We start from the raw sequence: 25537 nt of genomic DNA, 5'->3' as shown, positions 1-25537 counted from the left end.
GTTTTTTAGCCGCGCAACCGGCGCTGATAGTCATTTTCACGCCAATTTGCGCGGGCAAGCCAGTGCTGCACCGGCAGGCGCGCCGCAATTTCGGGCGGAATCTCGACCTCGTCGAACCCCGAGCGCCGCGCCATCGCGTAGTGATCCGGCAAAAGCGGCCCTGCCGCGCGCAGCCGCCCGCCAAAACCAAGCGCCCGCAATCGCCGCGCCAGGGTGAACCCGCGCCCGTCGCTGAAGGCGGCAAAATGCACCCGCAGCAGCGCGTCGCTTGCCGCGAGCGACGTCAGTCGCGCCTCGGGCGCATCGGCGGCGACCTCCTCGACCGCGCCGTGCCAGTCATCCGGGTGAAACCCGTCATCGCGCACGATCACGCTCATGCCACCTTCTCCTCGGACACCGGATCGCGCACCACCTTGCCGCCGATGAAATGAATACCGCATTCCGCCTTCGCATCGCCCCGCCAGCGCCCGGCCCGCGGGTCTTCGCCGGGGCGCACCGCACTGGTGCAGGGGGCGCAACCGATCGAGGGAAAGCCGCGTGCCACCAGCGGGTGCCGGGGCAGGCGGTTTTCGATCATGTAGTCTTCCACGTCCTCGCGCCCCCAATGCGCCAGCGGGTTGATCTTCATCCGCGTCTGGGTTTCCGCCTCGAAAAACTCCAGCATCGCCCGCGTCGCACCCTGATAGCGCTTGCGCCCGGTGATCCAGGCGGCAAAGCCCGCAAGCGCGCCTTCCAGCGGCACCACCTTGCGCAGGTTGCAGCAGGCATCGGTGCTGAAACGGTGCAAGGTGGCGTCGGGGTCGTCCATCGCCAGCGCGCTTTCGGCGGCGCGGATGGTGCGCAGGTCGGTCAGCCGCAGCCGCTCGGCCAGTTCGTGCTGGTAGGCGAGCGTTTCGGCAAAGAGCATCCTTGTATCGACGAACAGCACCGGTGTGCCCGGCGCGATCACCGAAACCATGTGCAACAGCACCACCGATTCGGCCCCGAATGACGAGACCAGCGCCACATTGCCCACTGCCGGGTCCTTGAGCGCGCGCTCGACCACCGCCGTTGCGCCGTGGTGGCGATAGGCAAGGTTCAGCGCCGCAACCCGCGCCCCGATTTCCCCCTCAGGCGGCACGGCGCGCGCCCTCGCGGTAAAGCGCTGCCTTGAAGGGCGCAGGCCCAAGGCGGCGGAATGTTTCGATGAAACTTTCCTCGCGCCGCAACCGCAGCGCCAGATAGGCGCGCAGAATCCGCTCGATGGCGGGCACGATTTCATCATAGGCAAAGCCCGGCCCGGTCTTGTCGCCAATCGCCGCGCGCTCGCTGGCGTCGCCCCCCAGCGTGATCTGGTAGTTTTCCACCCCGGCCCGGTCGAGCCCCAATATGCCGATATGCCCGACATGGTGATGGCCGCAGGCGTTGATGCAGCCCGAGATCTTGAGCTTGATCGCACCGATTTCCTCCTCCAGCCCCAGCGCCTTGAAATGCGTGGCAATTTCCTGCGCGACCGGAATCGAGCGGGCGGTGGCCAGCGCGCAGTAATCCATGCCGGGGCAAGCGATGATGTCGGAGATCAGCCCGGCGTTGGCACTGGCAAGCCCGACCGCTTGCAGCCGGCGGTGCAGCGCGGGCAGATCGGCCAGCGCCACATGCGGCAAAATCACGTTCTGTTCGTGGCTGATGCGCAATTCGCCCGCGCTGTAAGCATCGGCAAGATCGGCCAGCGCGCGCATCTGTGCCGCCGTCGCATCGCCCGGCGTTTCGCCATGCGCCTTGAGACTGACCGTGACAATGCCGTAACCCGGCAGCCGGTGCGGTGCCACGTTTTGCGCGGCAAAGGCCCGCAGCGCGGCGTCGGCGGTGCGTGCGGAATGATAGGGCGAAGCGTCGCGCAGGGGCAGGGCAGGGGGTGCAAATGCCGCCTCGATCTCGGCGAGCAGCACCTGGTCAACACCGCTGAACGCCGCACGGGTGCGCGCGAATTCGGCCTCCACCGCGTCGCGGAAGGCCTCCAGCCCGCCCTCGAATACGGTAATCTTCAGCCGCGCCTTGTATTTGTTGTCGCGCCGCCCGGCGAGGTTATAGGCCGCGACGATTGCTTCCAGATAGGGCAGCAGGTCGGCTTTCGGCAAGAACGGGCGAATAACCTGCCCCAGCATCGGCGTGCGCCCAAGCCCGCCGCCAACGATCACCTCGAACCCCGGTAAGCCGCCCACCCGCAGCATCCGCAAGCCGATGTCATGCGCCCGCGTCACCGCGCGGTCATTGGGGCTGCCGGTAATGGCAATCTTGAACTTGCGCGGCAGAAACTGAAACTCCGGATGGTCGGAGGACCATTGCCGGATCAGCTCTGCCACCGGGCGCGGGTCTTCAATCTCGTCCGCTGCCGCCCCGGCGAATTGGTCGGCGGTGACATTGCGAATGCAGTTGCCGCTGGTCTGGATCGCATGCATGCCCACATCGGCCAGCGCCGAAAGAATCTCGGGCACATCCGCGAGCTTGGGCCAGTTGAACTGGATGTTCTGCCGCGTGGTGAAATGGCCGTAGCCCTTGTCCCAACGCTCGGCAATATCGGCAAGCGCGCGCATCTGGTGGCCCGAAAGCGTGCCGTAGGGTATCGCCACCCGCAGCATGTAGGCGTGCAATTGCAGATAGAGCCCGTTCATCAGGCGGAACGGGCGAAACTCCTCTTCGCTCAACCCTCCATCCAGCCGCCGCGCCACCTGCCCGCGAAACTGCTCGACCCGGGCGCGCACGAAGGCCTCGTCAAAATCGGTGTAGTCATACATGCCGTGTCTCCTGCTTGCCGTGCCGGTAGTTGGAAGGGCCGCGCGCCCGGAAAGCCTCGCGAAAATGCACCGGCTCCGGCCCTGCCGGGCCGCGCCGCGCATCGGCAAGGTAAACCCCCACGACATCGCCCTGCTGCGCCATCGCCTCCAGCAGCTTCAGGTCCGCAATCGCCACATCCTCGATCAGCTCCGCCGCGCTCAGGGCGCGCACCCATGCGCCGTTGGCGGCACGGTAGACCACATCGCCAAGCCGCAGATCGTTGCCGGTCACCACTTTCGCCACCACCTCGCGGGTCATCGCAGCGCCTCCCGCAGATCGGGCACGGCGGCTTCGGCGGCGCGCGGCGCAAGCCCCAGCATCAGCACGGCGGGGCCATCGACGCCCGCCAGCTCGGCGACAAGGCTGCCCAGCCGCGCCGCAATCACCCGCTGATCGGCGCGCGAGGCGTTTTCGACAATGGCAACCGGCGTCGCGGGGTCGGCACCATGCATCAAGAGCCGCCCCTGCACGAACCGCGCCGCCCGCCGCCCCATGTAGATTGCCGCCACCGCGCCCGGCCGCGCCAGCGCGCGCCAATCCTGCTCGGCATAACCCGCCATATCGTGCCCGGTCACGATCCGCAGCTCGCCGTTGCGCCCGCGCCGGGTGAGGCTTGCCCCAAGTGCCGCCGCCGCCGCCGAGGCCGCGGTAATTCCCGGCAAGATGCGCCAGCCAATCCCCGCCGCCTCCAGCGCCTCGATCTCCTCATCGAGCCGCCCGAACACCGCCGGGTCGCCCGACTTGAGCCGCAGCACCGCATGACCGGCGCGCGCGAAGGCCAGCATCAGCGCCGAAATGTCGCCCTGCGCCATGGCGGGGCCGAAGCCCTGCTTGCCGGTCTCGATGATGCGCGCCTGCGGCCCGGCCAGCGCCAGCACCCCGGGCGACACCAGCCGGTCGTGCAACACCACATCCGCCGCCGCAAGCGCCCGCGCCACCGCCAGCGTCAGCATGTCCGCAGCCCCCGGCCCGGCCCCCGCGAAGGTGACAAGTGCTGCGGCAGAAACGGCTGGAAGATCACGCATCGGGCACCTCATTCTTTCCCCCAATATAGAAAACTGTTCCCCATATCCGCCATGCCCTCTTGCAGATAAGGAACATTGTTCTGTATATCTCAACCAAAGGAACGTGCATTTCGCTTCAGAAGGAAAATCCGAATGGCTGCCCGGCTTGACGAGATGGATCGGAAAATTCTTGCGCAGCTTCAGGAAGACGCCGGTCAGTCGCTCGATGAAATCGCCCGCAAGGTCGGCTCTTCCAAGACCCCGGTCTGGAATCGCATCCGCAAGATGAAGGATCTCGGCGTGATCGGTCGCCAGACCGTGCTGCTCGATGCCGAGGCGCTGGGGCTGGAGGCCTGCTTTTTCGTGCTGATCCGCACCAGCGAACACGAGGTCGAGTGGCAGCGCAAGTTCCTCAATGCGCTGCGCGCCCGCCCCGAAGTGCTCGAGGCGCACCGCCTCGCGGGCGACATCGATTACATCCTGAAGATCCGCGTGCGCAACGCCCGCGCCTATGACCAGTTCTATCAGGCGCTGATTTCCGAAGTGAAAATCCACAACGTCACGGCACTCCTGTCGATGGAAGAGATCAAATCGACCACGCTCCTGCCGCTTTAGGCCTGCTTCAGGCGAAATATCCCCCCGCCGGAGGCGCCTTCAGGTCTCCCAGCTGCGATAATCGCGCCGGATACCGGCCGTTTCACGCGCCCAGAGGCTTGCCGCCGTGTGCGCCCGATGCGCGGCAAAGGCCGCCGGGTCGGTAAATGCCTCGTCGATCTGCCAGATCAGCGGGTCAGGGGTCGGCTCCACCGCAAAGCTGAGGCAACCCGGCTCTGCCCGCGTCAGGCGGATGTGCTTGGGCAAATGCGCCCGCACCCGCGCCGCCTCGGCCTCGCTGGCGCAGATCAGGCGGCCCGAGAGGTGAAAGCTCATGTCATTCCCACTCGATGGTTCCCGGCGGTTTCGAGGTGATGTCGTAGGTCACGCGATTGATGCCGGGCACCTCGTTGATGATCCGCGTCGCGGTTCCGCCAAGGAATTCGTGGCTGAACGGGTAATAATCGGCGGTCATGCCATCGACCGAGGTCACCGCGCGCAGGGCGCAGGCGAAATCATAGGTGCGCCCGTCGCCCATCACCCCCACGGTGCGCACCGGCAGGATTGCAACGAAGGCCTGCCAGATTTCATCATAAAGCCCGTGGCGGCGGATCTGGTCGATGAACACCGCATCGGCACGCCGCAGGATCGCCAGCTTTTCGCGGGTGATCTCGCCGGGGCAGCGAATGGCGAGGCCGGGGCCGGGGAACGGGTGGCGGCCGATGAAACTGGCGGGCAGGCCCAGTTCGCGGCCAAGCGCGCGGACCTCGTCCTTGAACAACTCGCGCAAGGGTTCGACCAGCTTCAGCCCCATCTTCTCGGGCAGGCCGCCGACGTTGTGGTGGCTCTTGATCGTCACCGAGGGCCCGCCGGAAAACGAAACCGATTCGATCACATCCGGGTAAAGCGTGCCTTGCGCCAGAAACCTGGCACCACCCACCGCATGCGCGTGCTTCTGGAACACGTCGATGAACAGCCGCCCGATGGTCTTGCGCTTCACCTCGGGGTCGCTGACCCCGTCAAGCGCGCCAAGGAAAAGCTCGGTCTCGTCGGCATGGATCAGCGGCATGTTGTAATGGTCGCGAAACATTGCCACCACCTGCTCGGCCTCGCCCTGCCGCAGCAGGCCGTGGTCGACGAAGACGCAAGTCAACTGGTCGCCGATCGCCTCGTGGATCAGCACCGCCGCAACCGAGCTGTCCACCCCGCCGGAAAGCCCGCAGATCACCTTGGCATCGCCCACCTGCGCGCGGATCTTCGCAATCGCATCGGCGCGGTAGGCACCCATTGTCCAGTCGCCGGTAAATCCGGCAAGCCGCACGAAGTTTTCGTAAAGCTTCGCGCCCTGCGGGGTGTGGTGCACTTCCGGGTGGAACTGCACCGCATAAAACCGCCGCGCCTCGTCTGCGGTAATAGCGAAAGGCGCATTCGGCGAGGTGCCGAAAACCTCGAAGCCGGGGGCAAGGCGGCTCACATGGTCGCCGTGGCTCATCCAGACCTGCTCGCGCCCCTCGGAAAACCACCCCTCCAGCAGCCCGAGCGCGCGGTTTGCCGGGGTGACGAAGGCGCGGCCGAACTCGGCGGTGCCGTGGCCGCGCTCGACCTTGCCGCCCAAGAGATGCATCATCACCTGCTGGCCGTAGCAGATGCCGAGGATCGGCACCCCAAGCGTGAAAACGCCCGCCGGGGGCATCGGCGCGCCCTCGGCAAAGACGCTGGCCGGGCCGCCCGAAAAGATCACCGCCCTTGGCGCAAAGGCCGCCAGAAAGGCGTCGTCCACCTTGTTGAACGGGTGGATTTCGCAATACACGTTCAACTCGCGCAGCCGCCGCGCGATAAGCTGCGTCACCTGAGAGCCGAAGTCGATGATGAGAAGGCGCTGATGCTGGGTCATGGCCAGCCTTTAGGGCGCAAAACGCCGCCGTGCAAGGGCCGAGCGCTTCAGCCTTCGGGGTCGGCGTAGGGGTGCAGCCGCCCCTGATGATCGCGCAGCATGTAGCGGCCCGGAATGCCGGTTTCCTCCACATAGCCGGGCAGAACCGGCACCTTGCCAAAGCCGCCGGGAATGTCGATCACATAGCCCGGCAGGCAGAGACCCGAAAGCCTGCCGCGCAATTCCGCCATGATCCGCTGCCCCTCGGCAATGGTGGTGCGAAAATGGCCGGTGCCGCGCGCAAGGTCGCAGTGGTGCAGGTAATAGGGCTTCACCCGATGCCGCAGAAGCGCGCGAAACAGCGCCGCCAGCGCCTCGGCACTGTCGTTCACCCGCCGCAGCAGCACGGTTTGCGACAAAAGCGGTATGCCCGCATCCGCCAGCCGCGCCAGCGCCGCAACCGCTGCGGGGGTCAACTCGTCCGCATGGTTGGTGTGGATCACCAGATAGAGCACCGGCACCGATTTCAGCACTGCAATCAGCGCCGGGCTGGTCCGTTCCGGTGCCACCACCGGGGTGCGGCTGTGGATGCGCAGCACCTCGATATGGCCAATCCCGGCGATCCGGGCGCAAAGCGCCGCAAGGCGGCGCGGCGAAAGCGTCAACGGGTCGCCGCCGGTCAGGATCACTTCGCGAATCGCGGGCGTCGCGCGGATATAGGCCAGCGCCGCGGCAAGCTCGGGTTCCGGCAAGGGTCCGCTTTCGCCGACCACCTCGCGGCGAAAGCAGAACCGGCAATAGACATCGCAGGTGCGGGTCACATGCAGGATCACCCGGTCCGGGTAGCGATGCGTCAGCCCCGGTGCGGGCTGGTGCGCCGCGTCGCCGATCGGGTCGTGCAGGCTGCCCGCCGCAACCACAAGCTCGGCAGCAGTTGGCACGAACTGCCGCGCGACCGGGCCATCAACAGCGCCCGCGGCAGCCGCGGCCATCTGGGGTGGAATCCGGATCTGGAAATCTGTGGCGACCCGTTGCAGGGCAGGCGCATCCGCCGAAGCGGCCAAGCCGCTTGCTATCAGGTCCGCAACGTTGGTCAGGGCGCGGCGCGCGCCGGGGCGGGGCATCGCAGGCTCAGCGCGCGTCAGGCAGGGCCGCGCCAGCGGCCACGCTGCACCCGCGCCCGTCGGCCTGGCCCCGCAGCCGCCTCAGAACGGAATCTCGTCGTCAAAATCGGCGCGCCCGCCGCCTGCGCCGCCGCCCGAGGCAGCGCCGCCACGCGGCGCGCTGTCGTCGCCGCCAAAGCCGCCCTGATCGTAACCGCCGCCACTGCTGCTGCTGCCGCCGCCCTCGCCACGCCCGTCAAGCATGGTCAGTTCGCTGCGGAACGGGCGCAGTGCAACCTCGGTCGTGTAGCGGTCAGCGCCCGATTGGTCTTGCCATTTGCGGGTTTCAAGCTGGCCCTCGATATAGACCTTGGACCCCTTCTTGAGGTATTGCTCGGCCACCCGCACCAGTGGCTCGGAATAGATCGCCACCGAATGCCACTCGGTCCTTTCCTTGCGCTCGCCCGATTGCTTGTCGCGCCAGCTCTCCGAGGTGGCAATGCGCAGGTTCGCGACCTTGCCACCCGAAGGAAAGGTGCGCACTTCGGGGTCGCGCCCGAGGTTGCCGATCAGAATTACCTTGTTGACTGAACCCGCCATGAAGCCCTCCGCCCGAATCCGCCGCGTTTCCCGCGTTAGACCACCCGATGATGGTTAAGGAAAGCTGAATTCTGCCGCGCGCGATGCGCGATTTTGTGCCGGGGCACGCGCGCGCGCTGGTCAGGCGCGCGCGGCGCGGCTATACTGCGGCGCGGTCTTTGGCGGGGTTCAATGCAGGCGCTGCGGGGTTTCGTTCTGGCGGTACTGGCGGTTTTGCTGCCGCTTGCGGCGGCGGCCGAAGGGTTGCGGCTTGGCACCCCTGCGCCCGCAAGCCGCCGCGCCGCCTTTGCCTTGCAGGGCCAGTTCATCGACAGCCACCTTTCCGGGCAATACGAAAACTCGGCCCGGCTGCGGCCGAAATCGGATAATGATGACGGCGATATTCCGCGCTGGCGCGGCACCTACCGGGGGGTGCATCTTGAGGTCGCGCGCAGCGCCGCGCGCCTGCACGGCGTGCCGGAAGAGCTGTTCCTGCGTCTGGTGCAGCAGGAAAGCGGCTGGAACGAGGCCGCGGTTTCGGCCAAGGGCGCGATCGGCCTGGCGCAGATCATGCCCGGCACGGCAGCGGCGCTTGGCATTGACCCCACCGACCCGGTGCAGAACCTCGATGGCGGCGCGCGCTACCTGCGCACGCAATACGACCGCTTCGGCAACTGGCGTCTGGCGCTTGCCGCCTATAACGCCGGGCCCGATGCGGTGGCCGAACATCGCGGCATTCCGCCCTACGCGGAAACCCAGTCCTATGTGAAGGCGATACTGGGAAGCTGAGCGCGCGCCTCAGGGCAGGATGCGCGTGTATTTGATCCCCGCCAGCGACGCCCCGACAATCAACCCGCTTTGCCCGTAAACCATGGCGATCACAGGGGCCAGCGTGGTGGTGGTGTCGGCACCGATGGAGCCGCCGCCGTCGGGGGTGGCATAGCGCACGTCGGCCCCAAGCGCCCAGCCATCGGCGTGGCGGAAATCGGCCAGCGCCTTTTCGGTCATGAACAAGAGGGCGTGCGAATACTGCTGAACGCCGATCTGCGGCCCGATGCTGGCTTCGGCGGCGACGTAGTAATCGACGGTGACATTGTTTACCCGCAGCGCGCCGCGCCCGAAGGCACCACCGAACCAGAACCCGGCTTCGGTCATCAGCGGCATGTAGAGCACGCCCACCGCCTTGCTCAACAGCGCCTGAGCGCCGGGGTAGCGGGTCAACAGGAAATTATGCGCCTCATCGACACGCGCATCGATAGCGGCGGCACCGGATCCGCCAATGCCGTTGCCGCAAGCGGCAAGGCCGAGGCTCGCGCCTCCGACAAGAATGAGACTGCGCCGGTTCATCTGGGTCATCTGGGGCTCCGCTCGCTCGGGGTGTCGGGCCTTTTCGCGACCCGTTGCCACCAGTTATAGACGCAATCGCGCGGCCTGTCACCGTTGCTTGTGCTGCCCCGGCAAGGCTTTGCCGGTTCAGCGCGCCGCCAGCGCGCGCGCCACGCGCGGCGCGAAATAGCTCAGCACACCATCGCAACCGGCGCGGCGAAAAGCCATCAGGCTTTCGAGCATCACCGCATCGCCATTGACCCAGCCGGCGCGCGCCGCGCCCTCGATCATCGCGTATTCGCCCGAGACCTGATAGGCATAGGTCGGCGCGCCGAAGGCATCCTTCACCCGCCGCACGATGTCGAGATAGGGCATCCCCGGCTTGACCATCACCATGTCGGCCCCCTCGGCCAGATCGCGCGCCACCAGCCGCAAGGCCTCGTCGGAGTTGGCCGGGTTCATCTGATAGGTCTTCTTGTCACCCTTGAGCGCGCCCGTGGCCCCCACGGCATCGCGGAACGGGCCGTAAAACGCGCTGGCATATTTCGCCGCATAGGACAGAATCGCCACGTTCTTGTGCCCGACCGCCTCCAGCGCCGCGCGCATGGTGCCAATGCGGCCATCCATCATGTCGGAGGGGCCAAGAATATCGGCCCCCGCATCGGCCTGCGCCAGCGCCATCTTCACCAGCGCCACATTGGTTTCATCGTTCAGAATGATGCCATCGCGCACCAGCCCGTCATGGCCGTTGGCATTGTAGGGATCAAGCGCCACATCGGTCATGATCGCCACCTCGGGCACCCGCGCCTTGATCGCGCGAATGGTGCGGTTGACCAGATTGTTTTCGTCCCAGGCGACCTCGCAGGCCTCGGTCTTGAGCGCGGGGTCGGTGTAGGGAAAGAGGCAAATGGCCGGAATACCCAGCCGCGCCGCCTCTTCCGCCGCCGCCACCGTTCCCGCCAGCGTGCGCCGCGCCACGCCGGGCATCGAGGCAATTTCGACATCGGCACCGGGCACGTCGGTCACGAACACCGGCCAGATCAGGTCTTTCACCGAAAGGTGGTTTTCCTGCGCAAGGTCGCGCAGCGCGGCGCTGGCGCGCAAGCGGCGCAGCCGCGTGGCGGGGAAGGGGGCCTGAATCGGGGTCATCGGCTTGGCCTTTCGCAAGTTCCGGTTGCTTGCGTGGCACGGAAAGCGCGTCGCCTCAAGGGGCTCTTGCGGGGTGTTCCGCTCGGCCAGAACTTGCACTAGTGTCGCGCCACGTCAGCCAGAGGCCTTGTTGGACATGTTGCAGACCCTCACCGACCTGATCGATATGCGCTCGTTTTCCAACCTCTGGTATTGGATCGCGCTTGCGGTCACCTGGTCTTCGGCCTCGCGTTGGGTGATCGGGGTGCCTTGGGATATGGTGATCCGGGCGCGCAGGCGCGGTGGCGTGGCGGCGGAACAGCTCCACACGCTGATGCGGCTCAATGTCGCGCGCTACCTGCTTGTCGCGCGTGAGGGCGGGCTGGCAGCAACCGCACTGGGGTCTTTCCTGATGACCGTTGTGCTGTTGCTCGGCTTTGCCTACCAAGTGGAATTCTGCCAGGCGCTTTCCTTCATTGCCGTGCCGATGACCCTTGTCGCCTGGCTCAGCCTGCGGGTGGCGCAGCATTACGAAGCCGCGCTGACCGAGGGCGTTCCTTCCACCGAAGTGCTGATCCATGTGCTCTCGCGCCACCGGCTGCATGTGCAACTGGTCGGCATCGTTGCGCTGACCATTACCGCGTTCTGGGGCATGGTGCAGAACCTCAACATCTCGATTCTGAACTAGCCTTGGAAAAACCGGCACATATCACCCTTTCCGGGGCACCCGAAGGGTTTGACGCGCGGCTTCTGGCGCGCGAACTGGCGCGTGGTGCGCCGGTGGTGCATGTGGCGCGCGATGATCGCCGGATGGAGGCGATGCGCGCGGCACTCGGGTTTTTCGCACCCACCGCCACCGTGCTCGGCTTTCCGGCATGGGATTGCCTGCCCTATGACAGGGTTTCGCCCAACCCCGCCATTTCCGCCACCCGCATGGCCACGCTGGCGGCGCTGGCACGCGATGCGGTGCCGGGGCCGTTCGTGCTTCTGACCACGCTTGCGGCGGCAATGCAGCGCCTGCCCGCGCGCGCGCTCTTGCGCGATGCCAGCTTTACCGCGCGCGTCGGTGGGCGCGTTGACGAGGCCGCGCTGCGCGCCTTCCTTGCCCGCATGGGGTTTTCGCCCGCGTCTTCGGTGTCGGAGCCGGGCGATTATGCGGTGCGCGGCGGCATCATCGACATTTTCCCGCCGGGCGAAGGTGGCCCGGTGCGGCTCGATCTTTTTGGCGATGTGCTCGACGGCGCGCGCCGATTTGACCCGATCACCCAGCGCACCACGCAAAAGCTCGACGCGGTGGAACTGGCACCGGTAAGCGAGGTGATCCTAGACGACGCCGCAATTGCGCGGTTCCGGCAGAACTACCGGGTGGAATTTGGTGCCGGCGGCACCGATGATCCGCTTTACGAAGCCGTGAGCGCGGGCCGCAAGCACGCCGGTATGGAACACTGGCTCGGGTTCTTCCACGAAAGGCTCGAAACGCTTTTCGACTATCTGCCTGGTGCCTCGGTGATGCTCGACGATCAGCTTGAGGCGCAGCGGATCAGCCGCTGGGAAGGCATCGCCGACCAGTATGATACCCGCCGCGAGGCGATGACCCGCCGCGATCGGCTCGATACAGTCTATAAACCCGCGCCTCCCGCGCTGCTTTACCTCGACGATGCCGCCTGGGAGGCGGCGCTTGCCGGGCTGCGCGCGGTGCGCCTTTCGGTGCTGCCGCAGCCGACCGGGCCAGGGGTGCTGGATGCGGGGGGCCGGATCGGGCGCAATTTCTCGGCCGAGCGCCAATTGGAAAACGTCAGCCTTTTCGGTGCGTTGAAGGATCATATTCGCGCGCGTAACGCGCGTGATATGGTGGTGCTCGCCTCGTTTTCCGAAGGCGCGCGCGAGCGCCTCAAGGGCCTGCTGGAAGACGAGGGCCTGCAAGGTGCCACGCTTTTGCGCGACGCCCGCGATCTTGCAACCACCGGCCTCGGCCTTGCCGTCTGGCCGCTTGAACTGGGTTTCGAGGCCGAGGGGCTGACGGTGATATCCGAGCAGGACGTGCTCGGCGACCGGCTGATCCGCGCCCCCAAGCGCCGCCGCCGCGCCGACAACTTCCTGACCGAGGCGCAAAGCCTGTCACCCGGCGATCTTGTCGTGCATGTCGATCACGGGGTCGGGCGCTACAAGGGGCTGGAAACCATCACCGCACTTGGTGCCCCGCATGATTGCGTGGCGCTTGAATACGCGGGCGGCGACCGGCTTTACCTGCCGGTCGAGAACATCGAACTGCTCAGCCGCTTCGGCCACGAGGAAGGGCTGCTCGACAAGCTTGGCGGCGGGGCCTGGCAGGCGAAGAAGGCCAAGCTCAAGGAACGGATCCGCCAGATTGCCGAAAAGCTGATGCGGGTCGCCGCCGAGCGCCACCTGCGCGCCGCCCCGATCCTGCAAGCCCCGCACCACGAATGGGAGGCCTTTGCCGCCCGCTTCCAGTGGACCGAGACCGACGACCAGCTTGCCGCCATCGAGGATGTCGTCACCGACCTTGCCGCAGGCAGTCCGATGGACCGGCTGATCGTCGGCGATGTCGGTTTCGGCAAGACCGAGGTGGCAATGCGGGCCGCCTTCGTCGCGGCGATGAGCGGCATGCAGGTGGCGGTCATCGCTCCGACCACGCTGCTTGCCCGCCAGCATTTCAAGACCTTCACCGAACGCCTGCGCGGCACCGCGCTCAGCGTCCGCCCGCTGTCGCGCTTCGTCTCGGCGAAAGACGCCAGCCGCACCCGCGCGGGGCTCGCGGAAGGCACCGTCGATATCGTCATCGGCACCCATGCGGTGCTGGCCAAGGGGGTGAAATTCGCCAACCTCGGCCTCTTGGTGATCGACGAGGAACAGCATTTCGGCGTCGGCCACAAGGAACGGCTGAAGGAAATGCGCTCCGAGGTGCATGTGCTGACGCTGACCGCGACGCCGATCCCACGCACGCTGCAACTCAGCCTCACCGGGGTGCGCGACCTTTCGATCATCGGCACCCCGCCAGTGGACCGGCTGGCGATCCGCACCTATGTGAGCGAGTTCGACACGGTGACCCTGCGCGAGGCGCTTTTACGCGAACACTTTCGTGGCGGGCAAAGCTTTTACGTCGTGCCCCGCATCGCCGATCTGCCCGAAATCGAAGCCTTCCTGCGCGATCATGTGCCCGAGGTCAGCTTCATCGTCGCCCATGGTCAAATGGCGGCGGGCGAGCTTGATGACCGGATGAACGCCTTTTACGATGGCAAATACGATGTGCTGCTGGCCACCTCGATCGTGGAAAGCGGGCTCGACATTCCGACCGCCAACACCATGATCGTGCACCGCGCCGACATGTTCGGCCTGGCGCAGCTTTACCAGATCCGCGGCCGGGTGGGGCGCGCCAAGACGCGGGCCTATTGCTACCTGACCACGCGGCCACGGATGCGGCTGACCCCCGCCGCCGAAAAGCGCCTGCGGCTGCTCGGCAGCCTCGACAGCCTCGGCGCGGGCTTCAGCCTTGCGGCGCAAGACCTTGATCTGCGCGGCGCGGGCAACCTTTTGGGCGAAGAACAATCGGGCCATATCAAGGAAGTGGGCTACGAACTTTATCAGGCGATGCTTGAGGAAACCATCGCCAAGCTGCGCTCGGGCCAGATCGAAAGCCCCATCGATGATGACGGCCAATGGGCCCCGCAGATCAACCTCGGGGTGCCGGTGATGATCCCCGAGGCCTATGTGCCCGACCTCGATACCCGCCTCGGTCTCTACCGCCGCCTCTCACGCCTGACCACCAAGGCCGAGCTGGAAGGTTTTGCCGCTGAACTCATCGACCGCTTCGGGGCACTGCCGCGCGAGGTGAACACGCTGATGCTGGTGGTCCGCATCAAGGCGATGTGCAAACGCGCCTGCATCGCGCGCATGGATGCCGGGCCAAAAGGTGCCACGGTACAGTTTCACCAGGACAAGTTTCCCAACCCGGCGGGCTTGGTCGAGTTTCTTGGCGCCGAACGCGGCATGGCAAAGATCGTCGGCAACAAGGTGGTGGTGCGGCGCGACTGGAAGGCGGAGGCCGACAAGATCAAGGGCGCTTTCGGCATTGCCCGCGATCTGGCCGAGAAGGTCCGCGAAGAGGCGGCGCGGCAAAAATAACGAGCCGCCTGCCTTGGCCCTGATAGCCCCCGCGCGGCGCGCCAGCCGCGATCAGATCTCTCGCGCCCGCCCCATCAGCCCCCAGGCGGCAGCCGAGGCCACCAGCGCGCCCAACACCACCGGCAGCGGGGTGCCGTCGAAGGCAAGCCCGATCGGGGCGGCGATTGCCACCGCCAGCACCGTCGAAACCGCCATCACCACCGAAGCCGTCATTCCCGCCAGATGCCCCAAATGCTGCATCGCCAGCGCGTTGAGGTTGCCAAACGTCACCCCCGCCATGAAGAAAAGGCTCACCGCCCAGACGAAGAACGCGGCGAATGCCACGCCCGCGGGAAGCGCGCCCAATGCCAGCACGCCCAGCATCAGCGCCGCCGCGATCACCTGCATCGCATAGGCCGCGCGCACGATCCGCCGCATTCCCAGCCGCATCACGAAGCGCGCATTCAGCACCGTACCGGCACCCGAGAGCAGCGCCATCAGCGCGAACCAGCGCGGAAAGGCTTCGGTTATGGCGTAGACATCGGCGAATATCTGCTGCGCCGAGGAAAGCAGCGCGAACATCTGCCCAAAGCCAAGCGCCATGACCACCGTGTAAAGCCGCACCTCGCGGTTGCCGAGCACCTCGATCGCCCCCGCGCGCAGGCTTTGAAACCGGAACGGCCGCCGCCGCAATGGGTCCAGCGTCTCTGGCTGGCGCAGCATGAGCCAGCCAAGCGAGGTGGCGGAAAACAGCACGAAGGCCACGAACACCCCGCGCCACCCGGCAAAGCCGATGATCATCTGCCCCAGCGCCGGGGCTGCGGCAGGCACCAGGATGAAGATCATCGCGATGAAGCTTGAAACCCGCGCCATCTCGCGCCCGGCGTACAGATCTCGCACCATCGCCAGGCTGGCTATCCGTGGCCCGGCAGCGCCGATACCCTGCAAAAACCGCGCCGCAAGCAAAAGCTCCAGATTCTGCGCAATCGCGCCAAGCCCGGCACCGAGGATGTAAAGCCCCACCCCCCAGCCGATGGTGGCCCTGCGCCCGATCGCATCCGACAGCGGGCCCGAGAAGAACGTGCCAAGCCCGAGCCCCAGCATGAATGCCGTCAACACCAGTTGCGCGCGGTTCGCATTGCCCGGCGAAAGCTCGGCGGCAATCTCGCCCAGCGCGGGCAGCATCGCATCGATGGCAAAGGCCACGTTGGCCGCGAGAAAGGCCAGAAGCGCGGTAAATTCGAAAAGCCGCAGCCGTGGCGCGCCGGGTGCGCTCAACGCGCTGCCTCGCCTGCCAACTCGTCAATCACCCGCAGCCAGAATTCCGCCGGTTGCGCGCCTTCGACGGCGTGGGCATTGCCGATCACGAAGGTCGGCACCGCGCGCAAGCCACGGGCGCGGGCATGCGCTTCGCGCGCGGCAACCTCATCGGCATCGGCATTGCTTGCCAAAAGCCGCGTCACGGCGGCACGGTCCATGCCCGCTTTCTCGGCTATGTCGGCCAGCACCTCGGCTGCGCCGATATCGCGCCCCTCGGCCCAATAGGCGTGCACGAGGCCCGCGACCACGGCATCTTGCCGTGCCTCAAGCCCGGCCCAATGGATCAGCCGATGCGCGTTGAAGGTGTTGGGGCGGCGCGTAATCGCCGCAATGTCCACCGCGACCCCGGCCTCTGCCGCCGCCGCCTCGACCTGCGCATTTGCCCGCGCCACAGCAGCGGCCCCGCCGAACTTCGCTTCCATATGCGGCTGCCGCGCCACGCCTTCGGCGGGAATATCCGGGTCAAGCTGGAACGGGTGCCAGGCAATGGTCAACCCATGCCCGGGCCGCGCCGCAAGCGCTGCCATCAGATGAGCGCGGCCGATCAGGCACCAGGGGCAGACGGGGTCGGAAAAAATGTCGATTGTGGTCATCTCGCGGCTCCGTTTCTGCTCAGCGCGACCATGCCGCCGATCATGATGAAGGCACCGCCGGTCAGGCGGTTGAAGGCCCGTGCATGGCGGATCAGCCAGGGTGCCAGCCGCCCCGCCGCCGCGCCAAGCGCCCATTCCACGCCAATCTCGGCCATTCCCAGCGTTGCCCCTGCCACCACGAATTGCGGCAAAAGCGGGCGCGCGGGGTCCATGAACTGTGGCAGGAAGGTGGTGAAGAAGAGAATCGTCTTCGGGTTCGACAGCATCACCAGCGCCCCTTGACCGAATGCGGCGCGCCGGGTGATGCGCGCGGCCCCGCCCGCCGCAGGCGCACGGGCCGCAAGGCCCGGTGCCCGCCAGAGCCGCAGCCCGAGCCAGACAAGATAGGCCGCCCCCGCCCATTTGAGCACCAGGAACGCCTCGCCGGAGGCGAGCATCAAGTCCCCAAGCCCCGTCATCGACGCCGCCACCATCGCCAGCATGGCGCTGACCGAGCCGATCGCGGTGAAGGCGGCGCGGCCAAAGCCGTGCCGCGCCCCGTGATCGAGCACCAGCAGCGAATTCGGCCCCGGCGTCAGCGCCAACGCCAGCGAGGCCGCAGCAAACACCAGCCAAAGCTCAAAGCCCACGCCGCGCCTCCTCGGCGCGCCGCATCGCGCCTCGATTGAGCTTGCCATTGGCGTTTTTTGTCAGTGCCGCAAGATGGATGTAGATCCGTGGCTGCTTGTAGCGGGCAAGGCAGGCTGCGGCATGGGTTTCCAGCGCTTCGGCCCCGGCGCTGCCGGTGTAAAAGACCGCGATCACGCACACCTCGGGCTTCACCCGCAACTCCACCGCCGCGACTTCGCCCGCCGCAGGATGCGCCATCAGCGCCGCCTCCACCTCGAGCGGTGATACCCGATAGCCGCCCGCATTCATCATGTCGTCGGACCGGGCGACATAGGCAATGGCACCATCCCCGGCCATCGTTACCGTGTCGCCGGTCACGAACCAGTCGCCCTGATACCGCGCCGCGGTTTCTTCGGGCGCATCAAGATAGCCGAGGAACAGCCCGGGGTCGGACCGATGCACCGCCAGAATGCCGGGCTCGCCGCGCCCGACCGGGGTGCCATCGGGCCCCAGCACCGCCAGATGACGCCCGGGCTGCGGGTAGCCAATGGTGCCTGCGGGTGCCGGGTGCCCCGGACAGGAAGAGACGAAGGTCGAGCATTCCGACATGCCAAGCGCCTCGTGCAGGGAAGTGCCCGTCGCGTCTTTCCAGGCGCTGCGCAAACCGGGTGAAAGCGATTCGCCGGCGCTCAGCCCATGCCGCAAACGGGGCAGCACCAGCCGTTCGTCGTGCTTCAATATCTGCCGGTAAACACCGGGAACCGCGGCGAAAATACTCGCATCATAGCGGCGCAGCAGATGCCCGAACTGGTCGGAGGTAACGCCCTCGCCGGGAATGAGTGCGGTCGCGCCGACCGACCAGGGGTCCATCAGCCCGGTGCCGAGTGTATAGGTCCAGTTGAAGGCACCCGCATGCAACAAGCGGTCGGTTTCGCCAAGCCCGTACCAGCCCGCATGCATCATCCGCCGCGCCCAGATGGCGCGATGCGCATGCATCACCGCGCGCGGCCGTCCCGAGGTGCCCGAGGTGTAGATGATATAGCCAAGTCGGTCTGGGCCGCCCATCGCATAGGCGGCGGGTTCCAGCGCCTCAAAGCCGCGCAGCGCGCTTTCGCGCAAGACCGGGGCAGGGTGATCGGGCAGGGCAATGGCTTCGCCCGCAATCACCAGCGCCGGCGAAAGCTCCCGCGCAAGCCTGGTGATCTCGGGAGCGGTCAATTGCGACGAGGTCGGCACCGGAACCAGCCCAGCCGCGATGGCACCCAGAAACGCCACGGCGAATTCGGGAGTGTTGCCCAGCCGCAGGAGCAGCCGCGCGCCGGGTTCCAGCCCCAGCGCCAGCAGCCCGGTGGCGCATCCCCGCACCGCCTCCTCGAGCCGCGCATAACTCCAGCGCTCGGCCTCGGTCGCGGTGACGATCATCAGCGCCGATTTCGTGCCAAGCGCGGGCGCGCGCGCCAGCACATGCGCGGCCATGTTGAAGGCGGCGGGGCAGGGGTCGGGGAGGGCATGATTGCAGACAGCGCGCATGGCTTCCTGCTACCCGCGCGGCGCATCCGATGCAACCCGTGCCCCCTTGCCGGTCGCGGCGCTGGCCCGGCCCGCTTCTTCAATGCAAAAATACCCCGGGGGGTCCGGGGGGCTGGCCCCCCGGCGTCAACCGTCGGCGCTGTCATCGCCAAAGCGGGCGTCGTCATCCGATTCGTCTTCGCCCTCGCCGACATATTTGCCCGAAAGCGCGATCGAATGGTTGTCGTGGCGCGGGTCCATGACCACGTCAGACGGCAATTCACCCATCAGCCATTCGCGAATCTCCTCGCGCGCGTCTGCCGGTTCGCCGCCGGTCAGCTCGGCGATATAGGCGATGAAGGCGCGCTGATCGCCGTCGATCTCTTCCAGATCGGCCTCATCGGCATCGGGCCAACGGTCAAGGATAGCCTCGTAGAACGCCGGCCAGTTTTCCTGCACATGGTGCCATTTCATCGCCTGTTCCTCCGCATTGCCGGATCAGCTTCAGTCTGGCGCTGAAGCGGCCGCAGGAAAAGCAAAATCGGTCACAGACAGCTTCACTTCGCGGCGTCATGCCACCAGACATCGGGTTGATAGCCAAGCCAGTCGCCGTAAAGCGGCACATGCGCGGGAAAGTGCAGGCTGCGGTCATGCGCAAGCCGCGAAACCTGGCTGTACCAGATCGGAATCACATAGCGCCCGGCGGTCAATATCCGGTCAAGCGCCTGCGTTGCCGCCACGAACTCGGCCTGGTCGCGCGATTCGAGCATTGCCTGGATCATCGCCTCGGCGGCGGGCGACGCCATGCCCATCCAGTTGCGGCTGCCCGGTTCGTTCACGCCTTTCGAGCCCCAGTAGAGCAACTGCTCGTTGCCGGGGCTGAGCGAGAGGCCGCGGACATACCAGGCCATGTCGAAATCATAGGCGTTGGTGCGTTCGGTATATTGCGCGGAATCGACCAGCGTGACCTTCGGGGTGATGCCCAGCCGCGCCAGCGCCTGGGTGTAGATCTCGACGATCGAGATCACCTCGCGCGCGCCCTGCGCCAGCACGATTTCAAAGCTGAACACCTCGCCCGCGGCATTTTTCAGCGCGCCATCCTGCACCGCCCAGCCCGCCTCCTCAAGCAGCGCCAGCGCGGTGCGGGTGTTGGCGCGGTTAAGCTCGGTGCCATCGCCGACCGGCAGACTGTAGCCCTCGATCGTGCCTGGCACGAGGTCGGCGGCAAAGGGGGCAAGCAGCTCTGCCACGCGGCCGCTGGCGGGGCCGGGAACCATGCCAAGCGGCGAGTTGGAGAAATACGAGGCGATCCGCGGCTCGGTGCCACCGTTCAGCGTGGCGTTGATGAATTCGAAGTTGAACACTTCGGTCAGCGCCTCGCGCACGCGCCAGTCGGCGAACTGCGCGCGCCGGGTGTTGAACACCAGCCCGGTGATGCCCGAGGGCCGCTGGTGCGGGATTTCGGATTTCACCACCTGGCCGCTGGTGACCGCCGGAAAATCATAGGCCGAGGTCCATTTTGCCGAATTGCCCTCGCGCCAGCTTGAAATCTCGCCGGCCTTGAACGCCTCGAACACGATGCCGCCATCGCCGAAATAGTCGTAGCGGATTTCGTCGAAGTTGTGCAGGCCGCGGTTGAACGGCAGATCGGCCCCCCACCAGTCGGGGTTGCGTTTCAGCACGATGTAGCGCCCCGCCTCGAAGCGATCGACCACATAGGGGCCGGAGCCAAGCGGAACCTCAAGCGTGGTCGCGGCAAAGTCCTTGCCCAGCCACTGTGCGCGGCTCAGCACCGGGCGCATTCCCATCAGCAGCGCCAGTTCGCGGTCGGGTTCGGTGAAGGTGAAGCGCAGCGAGCGCGGCCCGGTCTGTTCCATCTTCGCCACCTTCGCCCAGGCGGTGTGGTAGCGCGGATGCCCGAGCGTGCCGAGCATCTCATAGCTCCACATCACGTCGTCGATGGTCACCGGCGTGCCGTCGGAAAACCGCGCGCCGTCGCGCAAGGTAAACTCGACCCAGCTGCGCGCATCGTCGGTATCCACGCTTTCGGCAAGCAGGCCGTAAAGCGTGAAGGGTTCGTCATAACTGCGGCCCATCAGGGTTTCGACGGTGTAGGAGCCGATCGCCGCGGGGGCACGACCTTTCAGGATCCAGGGGTTGAGCGAATCAAACCCGCCCGATTCGCCAAACCGGATCTCGCCGCCCTTCGGCGCATCGGCGTTGGCCTGCGGCAGATGGGCGAAATCGGGCGGAAGCGCCGGGGTGCCGTACATGGCGATTGCGTGTTGCGGCTCTGCCCCGACGGCCGCGCCCATGAAAACAAGACCGATTGCCGCCAAAGCGGGGCGCAGTTTGCGGAAAAACACCGATCCCGACATGGCAACAATCTCCCTTTGCCCTGCAATTGCAGGAACAACGCTAGCCAAGCCTTGCCGCTGACGCAAACATTTCTCTTGGAGTGCGGCGGAGTTAGGCCTATAAAGATCTCACTGCTCGATAGGTTTCTTGCCTGTATGAAACCTGCCTCATGACTTGACGCCCGCCTTGTGCGGGCGTTTTTTTTGCTCCATGCCTTGGGCGAAAGCGCATCGGGAGCAGCACATGACACTCAAAGGCAAATCGGCGGTCATCACCGGGTCGAACTCGGGCATCGGGCTTGGCGTGGCGCGCGAACTGGCGCGGGCGGGGGCGGATGTGGTGCTGAATTCCTTCACCGACCTCCCCGAGGACCACGCCCTTGCCGCCGCCATCGCCGCCGAATTCGGCGTGCGCGCGCGCTACATCAAGGCCGACATGTCGAATGGCAACGCGTGCCGGGCGCTGGTGGATGCGGCGGGCGGTTGCGACATTCTGGTGAACAATGCGGGCATTCAGCATGTGTCGCCCGTCGAGAGCTTTCCGGCGGAAAAGTGGGATGCCGTGATCGCGATCAACCTCAGTTCCGCATTCCACACCATCGCCGCGGCCCTGCCGCAGATGCGCAAGCGCGGCTGGGGCAGGGTGGTCAACATCGCCTCGGCGCATGGCCTGACCGCCAGCCCCTACAAATCCGCCTATGTCGCCGCCAAGCACGGTATCGTCGGGCTGACCAAGACCGTGGCGCTGGAAACCGCGCAGGAGCCGATCACCTGCAACGCGATTTGCCCCGGCTATGTGCTGACCCCGCTGGTGGAAGCGCAGATCCCCGACCAGATGAAAACCCACTCCATGAGCCGCGAGGATGTGATCAAGAAAGTGATGCTCGAGCGCCAGCCCTCGCGCGAATTCGCCACTGTCGAGCAATTGGGTGGCACCGTGGTGTTTCTCTGCTCGCCTGCGGCAGAGCAGATCACCGGCACCACAATCTCGGTCGATGGTGGCTGGACCGCGCTTTAGGTCACCGACTCATATGTCCGCAACCATATCCGCAGGGATGCGAGTTGGACGGAGGCGAGGAAGTTGTCATCACGTTTGTCGTATCGGGTAGCTATGGCGCGGAAGTGTTTGAGTTTACTGAAGAACCTCTCAACGTGGTTTCGCTGTTTGTAGAGTTCGGCGTCGAAAGCCGGGAAGCGCCTGCGGGTCGGCATCAGCCTGATGTTGGCCACCGCCCCTCGTTCCGCCAGCATGTCGCGCAAGCCATCGCTGTCGTAGGCGCGGTCGGCAAGCAGGGTGTGACCGGCCCGGACACTGCCGTACATATCGGCCGCCGAGCGCCCGTCATGGGCCTGACCTTCGGTGAGTTTCAGCAGGATCGGGCGTCCCAAGGCATCCACCAAGGCATGGATCTTCGTGGTCAACCCGCCGCGCGAGCGACCCATGCAATCGGATCGCCCCCCTTTTTCGGGCCATTCGCCCCGTGCTGGTGGACCCGGATGGAGGAGCTGTCTATCATCTGGACATCACCGTCGTAAGCCTCTGATACCGCTTGTAGAATACGAGCCCAGTGACCGGCCTTCCGCCATCGGTTGAACCGGTTCACGCAGGTCGTGTGGGGGCCGTAGCGCGCCGGAATATCCGCCCAGGGCGCCCCGGTCCGCAGGCGCCAGAATATCCCGTTCAGCACCTTGCGGTCATCCGCCCGCTTCACCCCGCGCACCTTGGTCGGCAGCAAAGGCTGGATCACATCCCACTCGAAATCCGTCAGATCAAAGCGCGCCATCGACACCTCCCGTGCTGCGGGAAAGTGAATCAGATCTCCGTAACCTTGTGAATCCCCTTTATGAGTATGTGACCTAAGGCATCTGCTCGAAAAAAAGACGCGCCGCCGGCGCGCCTTTTTCGGTTTCCTGCAAGGTCTCAGTGCGCCACGGCGCTTTGCACATCGGGCTCGGTTCCGCGCGCCGCCTGCGCTGCTTCTTCTGCCAGTTCGTCCCAGACGATAGGTTCCGGCATCCGGACCAGCGCGCGGCGAAGAACCTCGCGCACATTGCTGACCGGCACCAGTTCCAGCCCGGCCTTCACATTATCCGGAATCTCGGCCAGATCCTTGGCGTTTTCCTGCGGGATCAGCACGGTCTTGATGCCGCCACGCAATGCGGCAAGCAGTTTTTCCTTGAGACCGCCAATCGGCAGCACATTGCCGCGCAGCGTGACCTCGCCAGTCATCGCCACATCGCGGTGCACCGCGATGCCGGTCAGCACCGATACGATCGAGGTGACCATGGCGATGCCCGCGCTTGGCCCATCCTTGGGGGTAGCGCCTTCGGGAACGTGAACGTGGATATCGACTTTTTCGAAGACGGTAGGCTTCACCCCGATTTCCGGCGAGATCGAGCGCACAAAGCTTGACGCCGCCTCGATCGACTCCTTCATCACGTCACCAAGTTTGCCGGTGGTCTTCATCCGGCCCTTGCCGGGCAGTTTCAGCGCCTCGATCTGCAACAGATCGCCGCCGACAGAGGTCCAGGCGAGGCCGGTAACAACGCCGACCTGATCCTTTTCCTCGGCCAGCCCAAAGCGGAATCGCGGCACGCCAAGATAGACCTCGACCTTCTCTGGCGTCACGTTGACTGCCTTGGTCTTGCCCTTGAGGATCTCGGTCACCGCCTTGCGCGCCAGTTTTGCGATCTCGCGTTCAAGGTTGCGCACCCCCGCCTCGCGCGTGTAGTGGCGCAGGATTTCGGTCAGCGCGGCATCGGAAACCGAAAACTCGGTTTTTTTCAGCCCATGCCCCTTGATCTGCTTGGGCAGCAGGTGCTGGCGCGCAATCTCGCGCTTTTCGTCTTCGGTGTAACCCTCGATCGGGATGATCTCCATCCGGTCCAGAAGCGGGCCGGGCATGTTGTAGCTGTTCGCCGTGGTCAGAAAGAGCACGTTCGAAAGATCGTATTCGACCTCAAGATAGTGGTCGGTGAAGGTCGAATTCTGCTCGGGGTCGAGCACCTCAAGCATGGCGGAGGCCGGATCGCCGCGAAAATCCTGCCCCATCTTGTCAATCTCGTCGAGCAGGATCAGCGGATTGGTGGTCTTCGCCTTTTTCAGCGCCTGAATGATCTTGCCGGGCATCGAACCGATGTAGGTGCGGCGGTGGCCGCGGATCTCGCTTTCGTCATGCACCCCGCCAAGCGAAATGCGGATGAACTCGCGCCCGGTGGCGCGCGCCACGCTGCGCCCCAGCGAGGTCTTGCCAACGCCGGGCGGGCCGACAAGGCACAGGATCGGCCCGCGCAGCTTGCTTGAACGCGCCTGCACCGCCAGATATTCGACGATCCGCTCCTTGACCTTGTCCAGCCCGTAGTGGTCGGCATCCAGCACCGCTTCGGCAGCGGTCAGGTTTTTCTTGACGCGGCTTTTCACCCCCCACGGCAGCGCCAGCAGCCAGTCGAGGTAGTTGCGCACTACCGTTGCCTCGGCGCTCATCGGGCTCATCGCCTTCAGCTTTTTCAACTCGGCCTGCGCCTTGTCGCGCGCCTCCTTGGAAAACTTGGTCTTGTGGATGCGCTCTTCCAGTTCGGCGATTTCGTTCTGGCCCTCTTCGCCATCACCCAGCTCGCGCTGGATCGCCTTCATCTGTTCATTGAGGTAATATTCGCGCTGGGTGCGCTCCATCTGCGTCTTGACGCGGCTCTTGATCTTTTTCTCGACCTGAAGCACAGACATCTCGCCCTGCATCAGCCCGTAAACCTTTTCCAGCCGCTCTGCGACGTTCAGGGTTTCCAGAAGGTCCTGCTTTTGCGCCACTTCAATGCCGAGGTGGCCGGAAACGAGGTCGGCCAGCTTGGCGGCATCCTGAGCTTCGGCAATTGCGCTCAGCGCTTCTTCGGGGGTGTTCTTCTTGATCTTGGCGTAGCGCTCAAACTCTTCTGCAACCGAGCGCACCAGCGCCTTCACGGTCGCGCCGTCGCCAGCGACCTCGGCCAGCGCCTCGGCCCGGGCTTCGAAAAACCGCGGGTTGGGCAGGAATTCGGCAATCCGCACCCGGGCTTTGCCTTCGACAAGAACCTTCACGGTGCCGTCGGGAAGCTTGAGCAGTTGCAGCACGTTGGCCAGCACACCCGCGCGATAGATGCCTTCGGCCTCGGGGTCATCAACCCCGGGGTCCATCTGGCTCGCAAGCAGAATCTGGCGGTCATCGGCCATCACGGCTTCCAGTGCGCGCACCGATTTTTCGCGCCCGACAAAAAGCGGCACGATCATGTGCGGAAACACCACGATATCGCGCAGCGGCAGGACCGGATAAGACGAGGCGAGGACGTCGTTCATGTTTTTTCCTCTCTGGCAGAAAGGCGCGGCCCCGACCTCGGCAACCTAGCCTTCCCCGATGATGCCCCCATATCTAGGGGTGGCAGCGACGTGTATCAACCCATACTGGAGCCACTTGCCGAAAATGCCGATCCGGCCGCCTAGTGTTCCGAGTCTGACATTTGCTACCGATTTCCCCTGATTTCATCGAGAGCATCGAGCGCGCGGCGCTCGCGGGTGATGATATCATCGGCGGTCTTGCTCCAGACGAAGGGCTTCGGTTTGGCGTTGTGCTGCAGC

Annotated in this window: 24 protein-coding genes; 5 read left to right on the top strand and 19 right to left on the bottom strand. The window is 65.6% G+C overall.

Going from position 1 to position 25537, the window contains the following annotated elements; genetic code table 11:
- Positions 1-5: 5 nt before the first annotated feature.
- Genes Q8J98_RS05160 through cobA form a run of 5 tightly spaced genes read right to left on the bottom strand, consistent with a single transcriptional unit; the run spans position 6 to position 3839 of the window.
- A complete protein-coding gene (locus Q8J98_RS05160) occupies positions 6-377 on the bottom strand; it encodes a DUF934 domain-containing protein (RefSeq protein WP_305183213.1) in 372 nt (123 codons plus the stop codon).
- On the bottom strand, positions 374-1120 hold the full coding sequence (locus Q8J98_RS05155; RefSeq protein WP_305293437.1) for a phosphoadenylyl-sulfate reductase: 747 nt from the start codon (positions 1118-1120) through the stop codon (positions 374-376). Before Q8J98_RS05155 ends, Q8J98_RS05160 begins: the two co-directional genes overlap by 4 nt.
- A complete protein-coding gene (locus Q8J98_RS05150) occupies positions 1110-2774 on the bottom strand; it encodes a nitrite/sulfite reductase (RefSeq protein WP_305293436.1) in 1665 nt (554 codons plus the stop codon). The genes Q8J98_RS05155 and Q8J98_RS05150 overlap by 11 nt, the downstream gene beginning before the upstream one ends.
- A complete protein-coding gene (locus tag Q8J98_RS05145) occupies positions 2767-3072 on the bottom strand; it encodes a DUF2849 domain-containing protein (RefSeq protein ID WP_305183216.1) in 306 nt (101 codons plus the stop codon). Before Q8J98_RS05145 ends, Q8J98_RS05150 begins: the two co-directional genes overlap by 8 nt.
- Positions 3069-3839, bottom strand: a complete 771-nt coding sequence (gene cobA / locus Q8J98_RS05140) for a uroporphyrinogen-III C-methyltransferase (RefSeq protein WP_305293435.1) — start codon at positions 3837-3839, stop codon at positions 3069-3071. The genes Q8J98_RS05145 and cobA overlap by 4 nt, the downstream gene beginning before the upstream one ends.
- Positions 3840-3971: 132 nt before the next feature.
- Between cobA and Q8J98_RS05135 the strand changes: the two genes are divergently transcribed.
- Positions 3972-4433, top strand: a complete 462-nt coding sequence (locus Q8J98_RS05135) for an Lrp/AsnC family transcriptional regulator (protein ID WP_305293434.1) — start codon at positions 3972-3974, stop codon at positions 4431-4433.
- 39 nt (positions 4434-4472) lie between these two features.
- Here Q8J98_RS05135 and Q8J98_RS05130 read toward each other — a convergent pair whose 3' ends face one another.
- From Q8J98_RS05130 to ssb, 4 genes are all read right to left on the bottom strand, one after another.
- A complete protein-coding gene (locus tag Q8J98_RS05130) occupies positions 4473-4748 on the bottom strand; it encodes a putative quinol monooxygenase (protein ID WP_305293433.1) in 276 nt (91 codons plus the stop codon).
- Position 4749: 1 nt separating this feature from the next.
- Positions 4750-6306 carry a glutamine-hydrolyzing GMP synthase gene (gene guaA / locus Q8J98_RS05125; protein WP_305293432.1) on the bottom strand — a complete coding sequence of 519 codons (1557 nt, stop codon included), beginning with the start codon at positions 6304-6306 and terminating at the stop codon, positions 4750-4752.
- A 47-nt stretch (positions 6307-6353) separates the two neighbouring features.
- The gene (locus Q8J98_RS05120) at positions 6354-7409 is read right to left on the bottom strand and encodes a lysine-2,3-aminomutase-like protein (RefSeq protein ID WP_305293431.1); all 1056 of its coding nucleotides are present in this window, start codon (positions 7407-7409) and stop codon (positions 6354-6356) included.
- Positions 7410-7490: 81 nt separating this feature from the next.
- The gene (gene ssb / locus Q8J98_RS05115) at positions 7491-7988 is read right to left on the bottom strand and encodes a single-stranded DNA-binding protein (protein WP_305293430.1); all 498 of its coding nucleotides are present in this window, start codon (positions 7986-7988) and stop codon (positions 7491-7493) included.
- Between the two features lie 171 nt (positions 7989-8159).
- Between ssb and Q8J98_RS05110 the strand changes: the two genes are divergently transcribed.
- Entirely contained in the window at positions 8160-8756 is a 597-nt protein-coding gene (locus Q8J98_RS05110) for a lytic transglycosylase domain-containing protein (RefSeq protein ID WP_305293429.1), read from the top strand.
- Between the two features lie 9 nt (positions 8757-8765).
- Here Q8J98_RS05110 and Q8J98_RS05105 read toward each other — a convergent pair whose 3' ends face one another.
- Positions 8766-9323 carry a YSC84-related protein gene (locus tag Q8J98_RS05105; protein ID WP_305183224.1) on the bottom strand — a complete coding sequence of 186 codons (558 nt, stop codon included), beginning with the start codon at positions 9321-9323 and terminating at the stop codon, positions 8766-8768.
- A gap of 117 nt (positions 9324-9440) precedes the next feature.
- Positions 9441-10442 carry a porphobilinogen synthase gene (gene hemB, locus Q8J98_RS05100; RefSeq protein WP_305293428.1) on the bottom strand — a complete coding sequence of 334 codons (1002 nt, stop codon included), beginning with the start codon at positions 10440-10442 and terminating at the stop codon, positions 9441-9443.
- A 136-nt stretch (positions 10443-10578) separates the two neighbouring features.
- Between hemB and Q8J98_RS05095 the strand changes: the two genes are divergently transcribed.
- A complete protein-coding gene (locus tag Q8J98_RS05095) occupies positions 10579-11109 on the top strand; it encodes a component of SufBCD complex (RefSeq protein WP_370868063.1) in 531 nt (176 codons plus the stop codon).
- 2 nt (positions 11110-11111) lie between these two features.
- The gene (gene mfd / locus Q8J98_RS05090) at positions 11112-14564 is read left to right on the top strand and encodes a transcription-repair coupling factor (protein ID WP_305293426.1); all 3453 of its coding nucleotides are present in this window, start codon (positions 11112-11114) and stop codon (positions 14562-14564) included.
- A gap of 51 nt (positions 14565-14615) precedes the next feature.
- On the opposite strand, the gene Q8J98_RS05085 is transcribed toward mfd, so the two are convergent.
- From Q8J98_RS05085 to Q8J98_RS05060, 6 genes are all read right to left on the bottom strand, one after another.
- Entirely contained in the window at positions 14616-15821 is a 1206-nt protein-coding gene (locus Q8J98_RS05085) for an MFS transporter (protein ID WP_305293425.1), read from the bottom strand.
- Entirely contained in the window at positions 15818-16456 is a 639-nt protein-coding gene (locus tag Q8J98_RS05080; RefSeq protein ID WP_305293424.1) for a DsbA family oxidoreductase, read from the bottom strand. The genes Q8J98_RS05085 and Q8J98_RS05080 overlap by 4 nt, the downstream gene beginning before the upstream one ends.
- Complete coding sequence (locus tag Q8J98_RS05075; protein WP_305293423.1) at positions 16453-17085, bottom strand: LysE family translocator; 633 nt, start codon at positions 17083-17085, stop codon at positions 16453-16455. The genes Q8J98_RS05080 and Q8J98_RS05075 overlap by 4 nt, the downstream gene beginning before the upstream one ends.
- Complete coding sequence (locus Q8J98_RS05070) at positions 17075-18595, bottom strand: class I adenylate-forming enzyme family protein (RefSeq protein ID WP_305293422.1); 1521 nt, start codon at positions 18593-18595, stop codon at positions 17075-17077. Before Q8J98_RS05070 ends, Q8J98_RS05075 begins: the two co-directional genes overlap by 11 nt.
- 126 nt (positions 18596-18721) lie before the next feature.
- Positions 18722-19048 (bottom strand): hypothetical protein, encoded by a 327-nt coding sequence (locus Q8J98_RS05065; RefSeq protein ID WP_305293421.1) that lies wholly within the window; start codon positions 19046-19048, stop codon positions 18722-18724.
- Between the two features lie 83 nt (positions 19049-19131).
- Positions 19132-20952, bottom strand: coding sequence for an extracellular solute-binding protein (locus Q8J98_RS05060; RefSeq protein ID WP_305293420.1), 1821 nt, complete (start codon positions 20950-20952; stop codon positions 19132-19134).
- A 223-nt stretch (positions 20953-21175) separates the two neighbouring features.
- On the opposite strand from Q8J98_RS05060, the gene Q8J98_RS05055 reads away from it, so the two are divergent.
- Positions 21176-21949, top strand: coding sequence for a 3-hydroxybutyrate dehydrogenase (locus Q8J98_RS05055; RefSeq protein WP_305293419.1), 774 nt, complete (start codon positions 21176-21178; stop codon positions 21947-21949).
- Here the strand turns inward: Q8J98_RS05055 and Q8J98_RS05050 are convergent.
- Positions 21946-22721, bottom strand: a protein-coding gene (locus Q8J98_RS05050) for an IS5 family transposase (RefSeq protein ID WP_305293418.1) whose coding sequence is annotated in 2 segments (ribosomal slippage) — positions 21946-22398 and positions 22401-22721 — 774 coding nt in all. Because the reading frame shifts where the segments join, the coding sequence is not laid out codon by codon here. The two genes, Q8J98_RS05055 and Q8J98_RS05050, sit on opposite strands and share 4 nt — an antisense overlap.
- Before the next feature lie 131 nt (positions 22722-22852).
- The gene (gene lon / locus Q8J98_RS05045) at positions 22853-25258 is read right to left on the bottom strand and encodes an endopeptidase La (RefSeq protein ID WP_305185179.1); all 2406 of its coding nucleotides are present in this window, start codon (positions 25256-25258) and stop codon (positions 22853-22855) included.
- Between the last annotated feature and the right edge of the window lie 279 nt (positions 25259-25537).

Source organism: Phaeovulum sp., assembly GCF_030684035.1.
Taxonomy (GTDB): domain Bacteria; phylum Pseudomonadota; class Alphaproteobacteria; order Rhodobacterales; family Rhodobacteraceae; genus UBA6213.
Note: the sequence above shows the minus strand (reverse complement) of the source record. Positions and strands in the feature narration are given on the sequence as shown.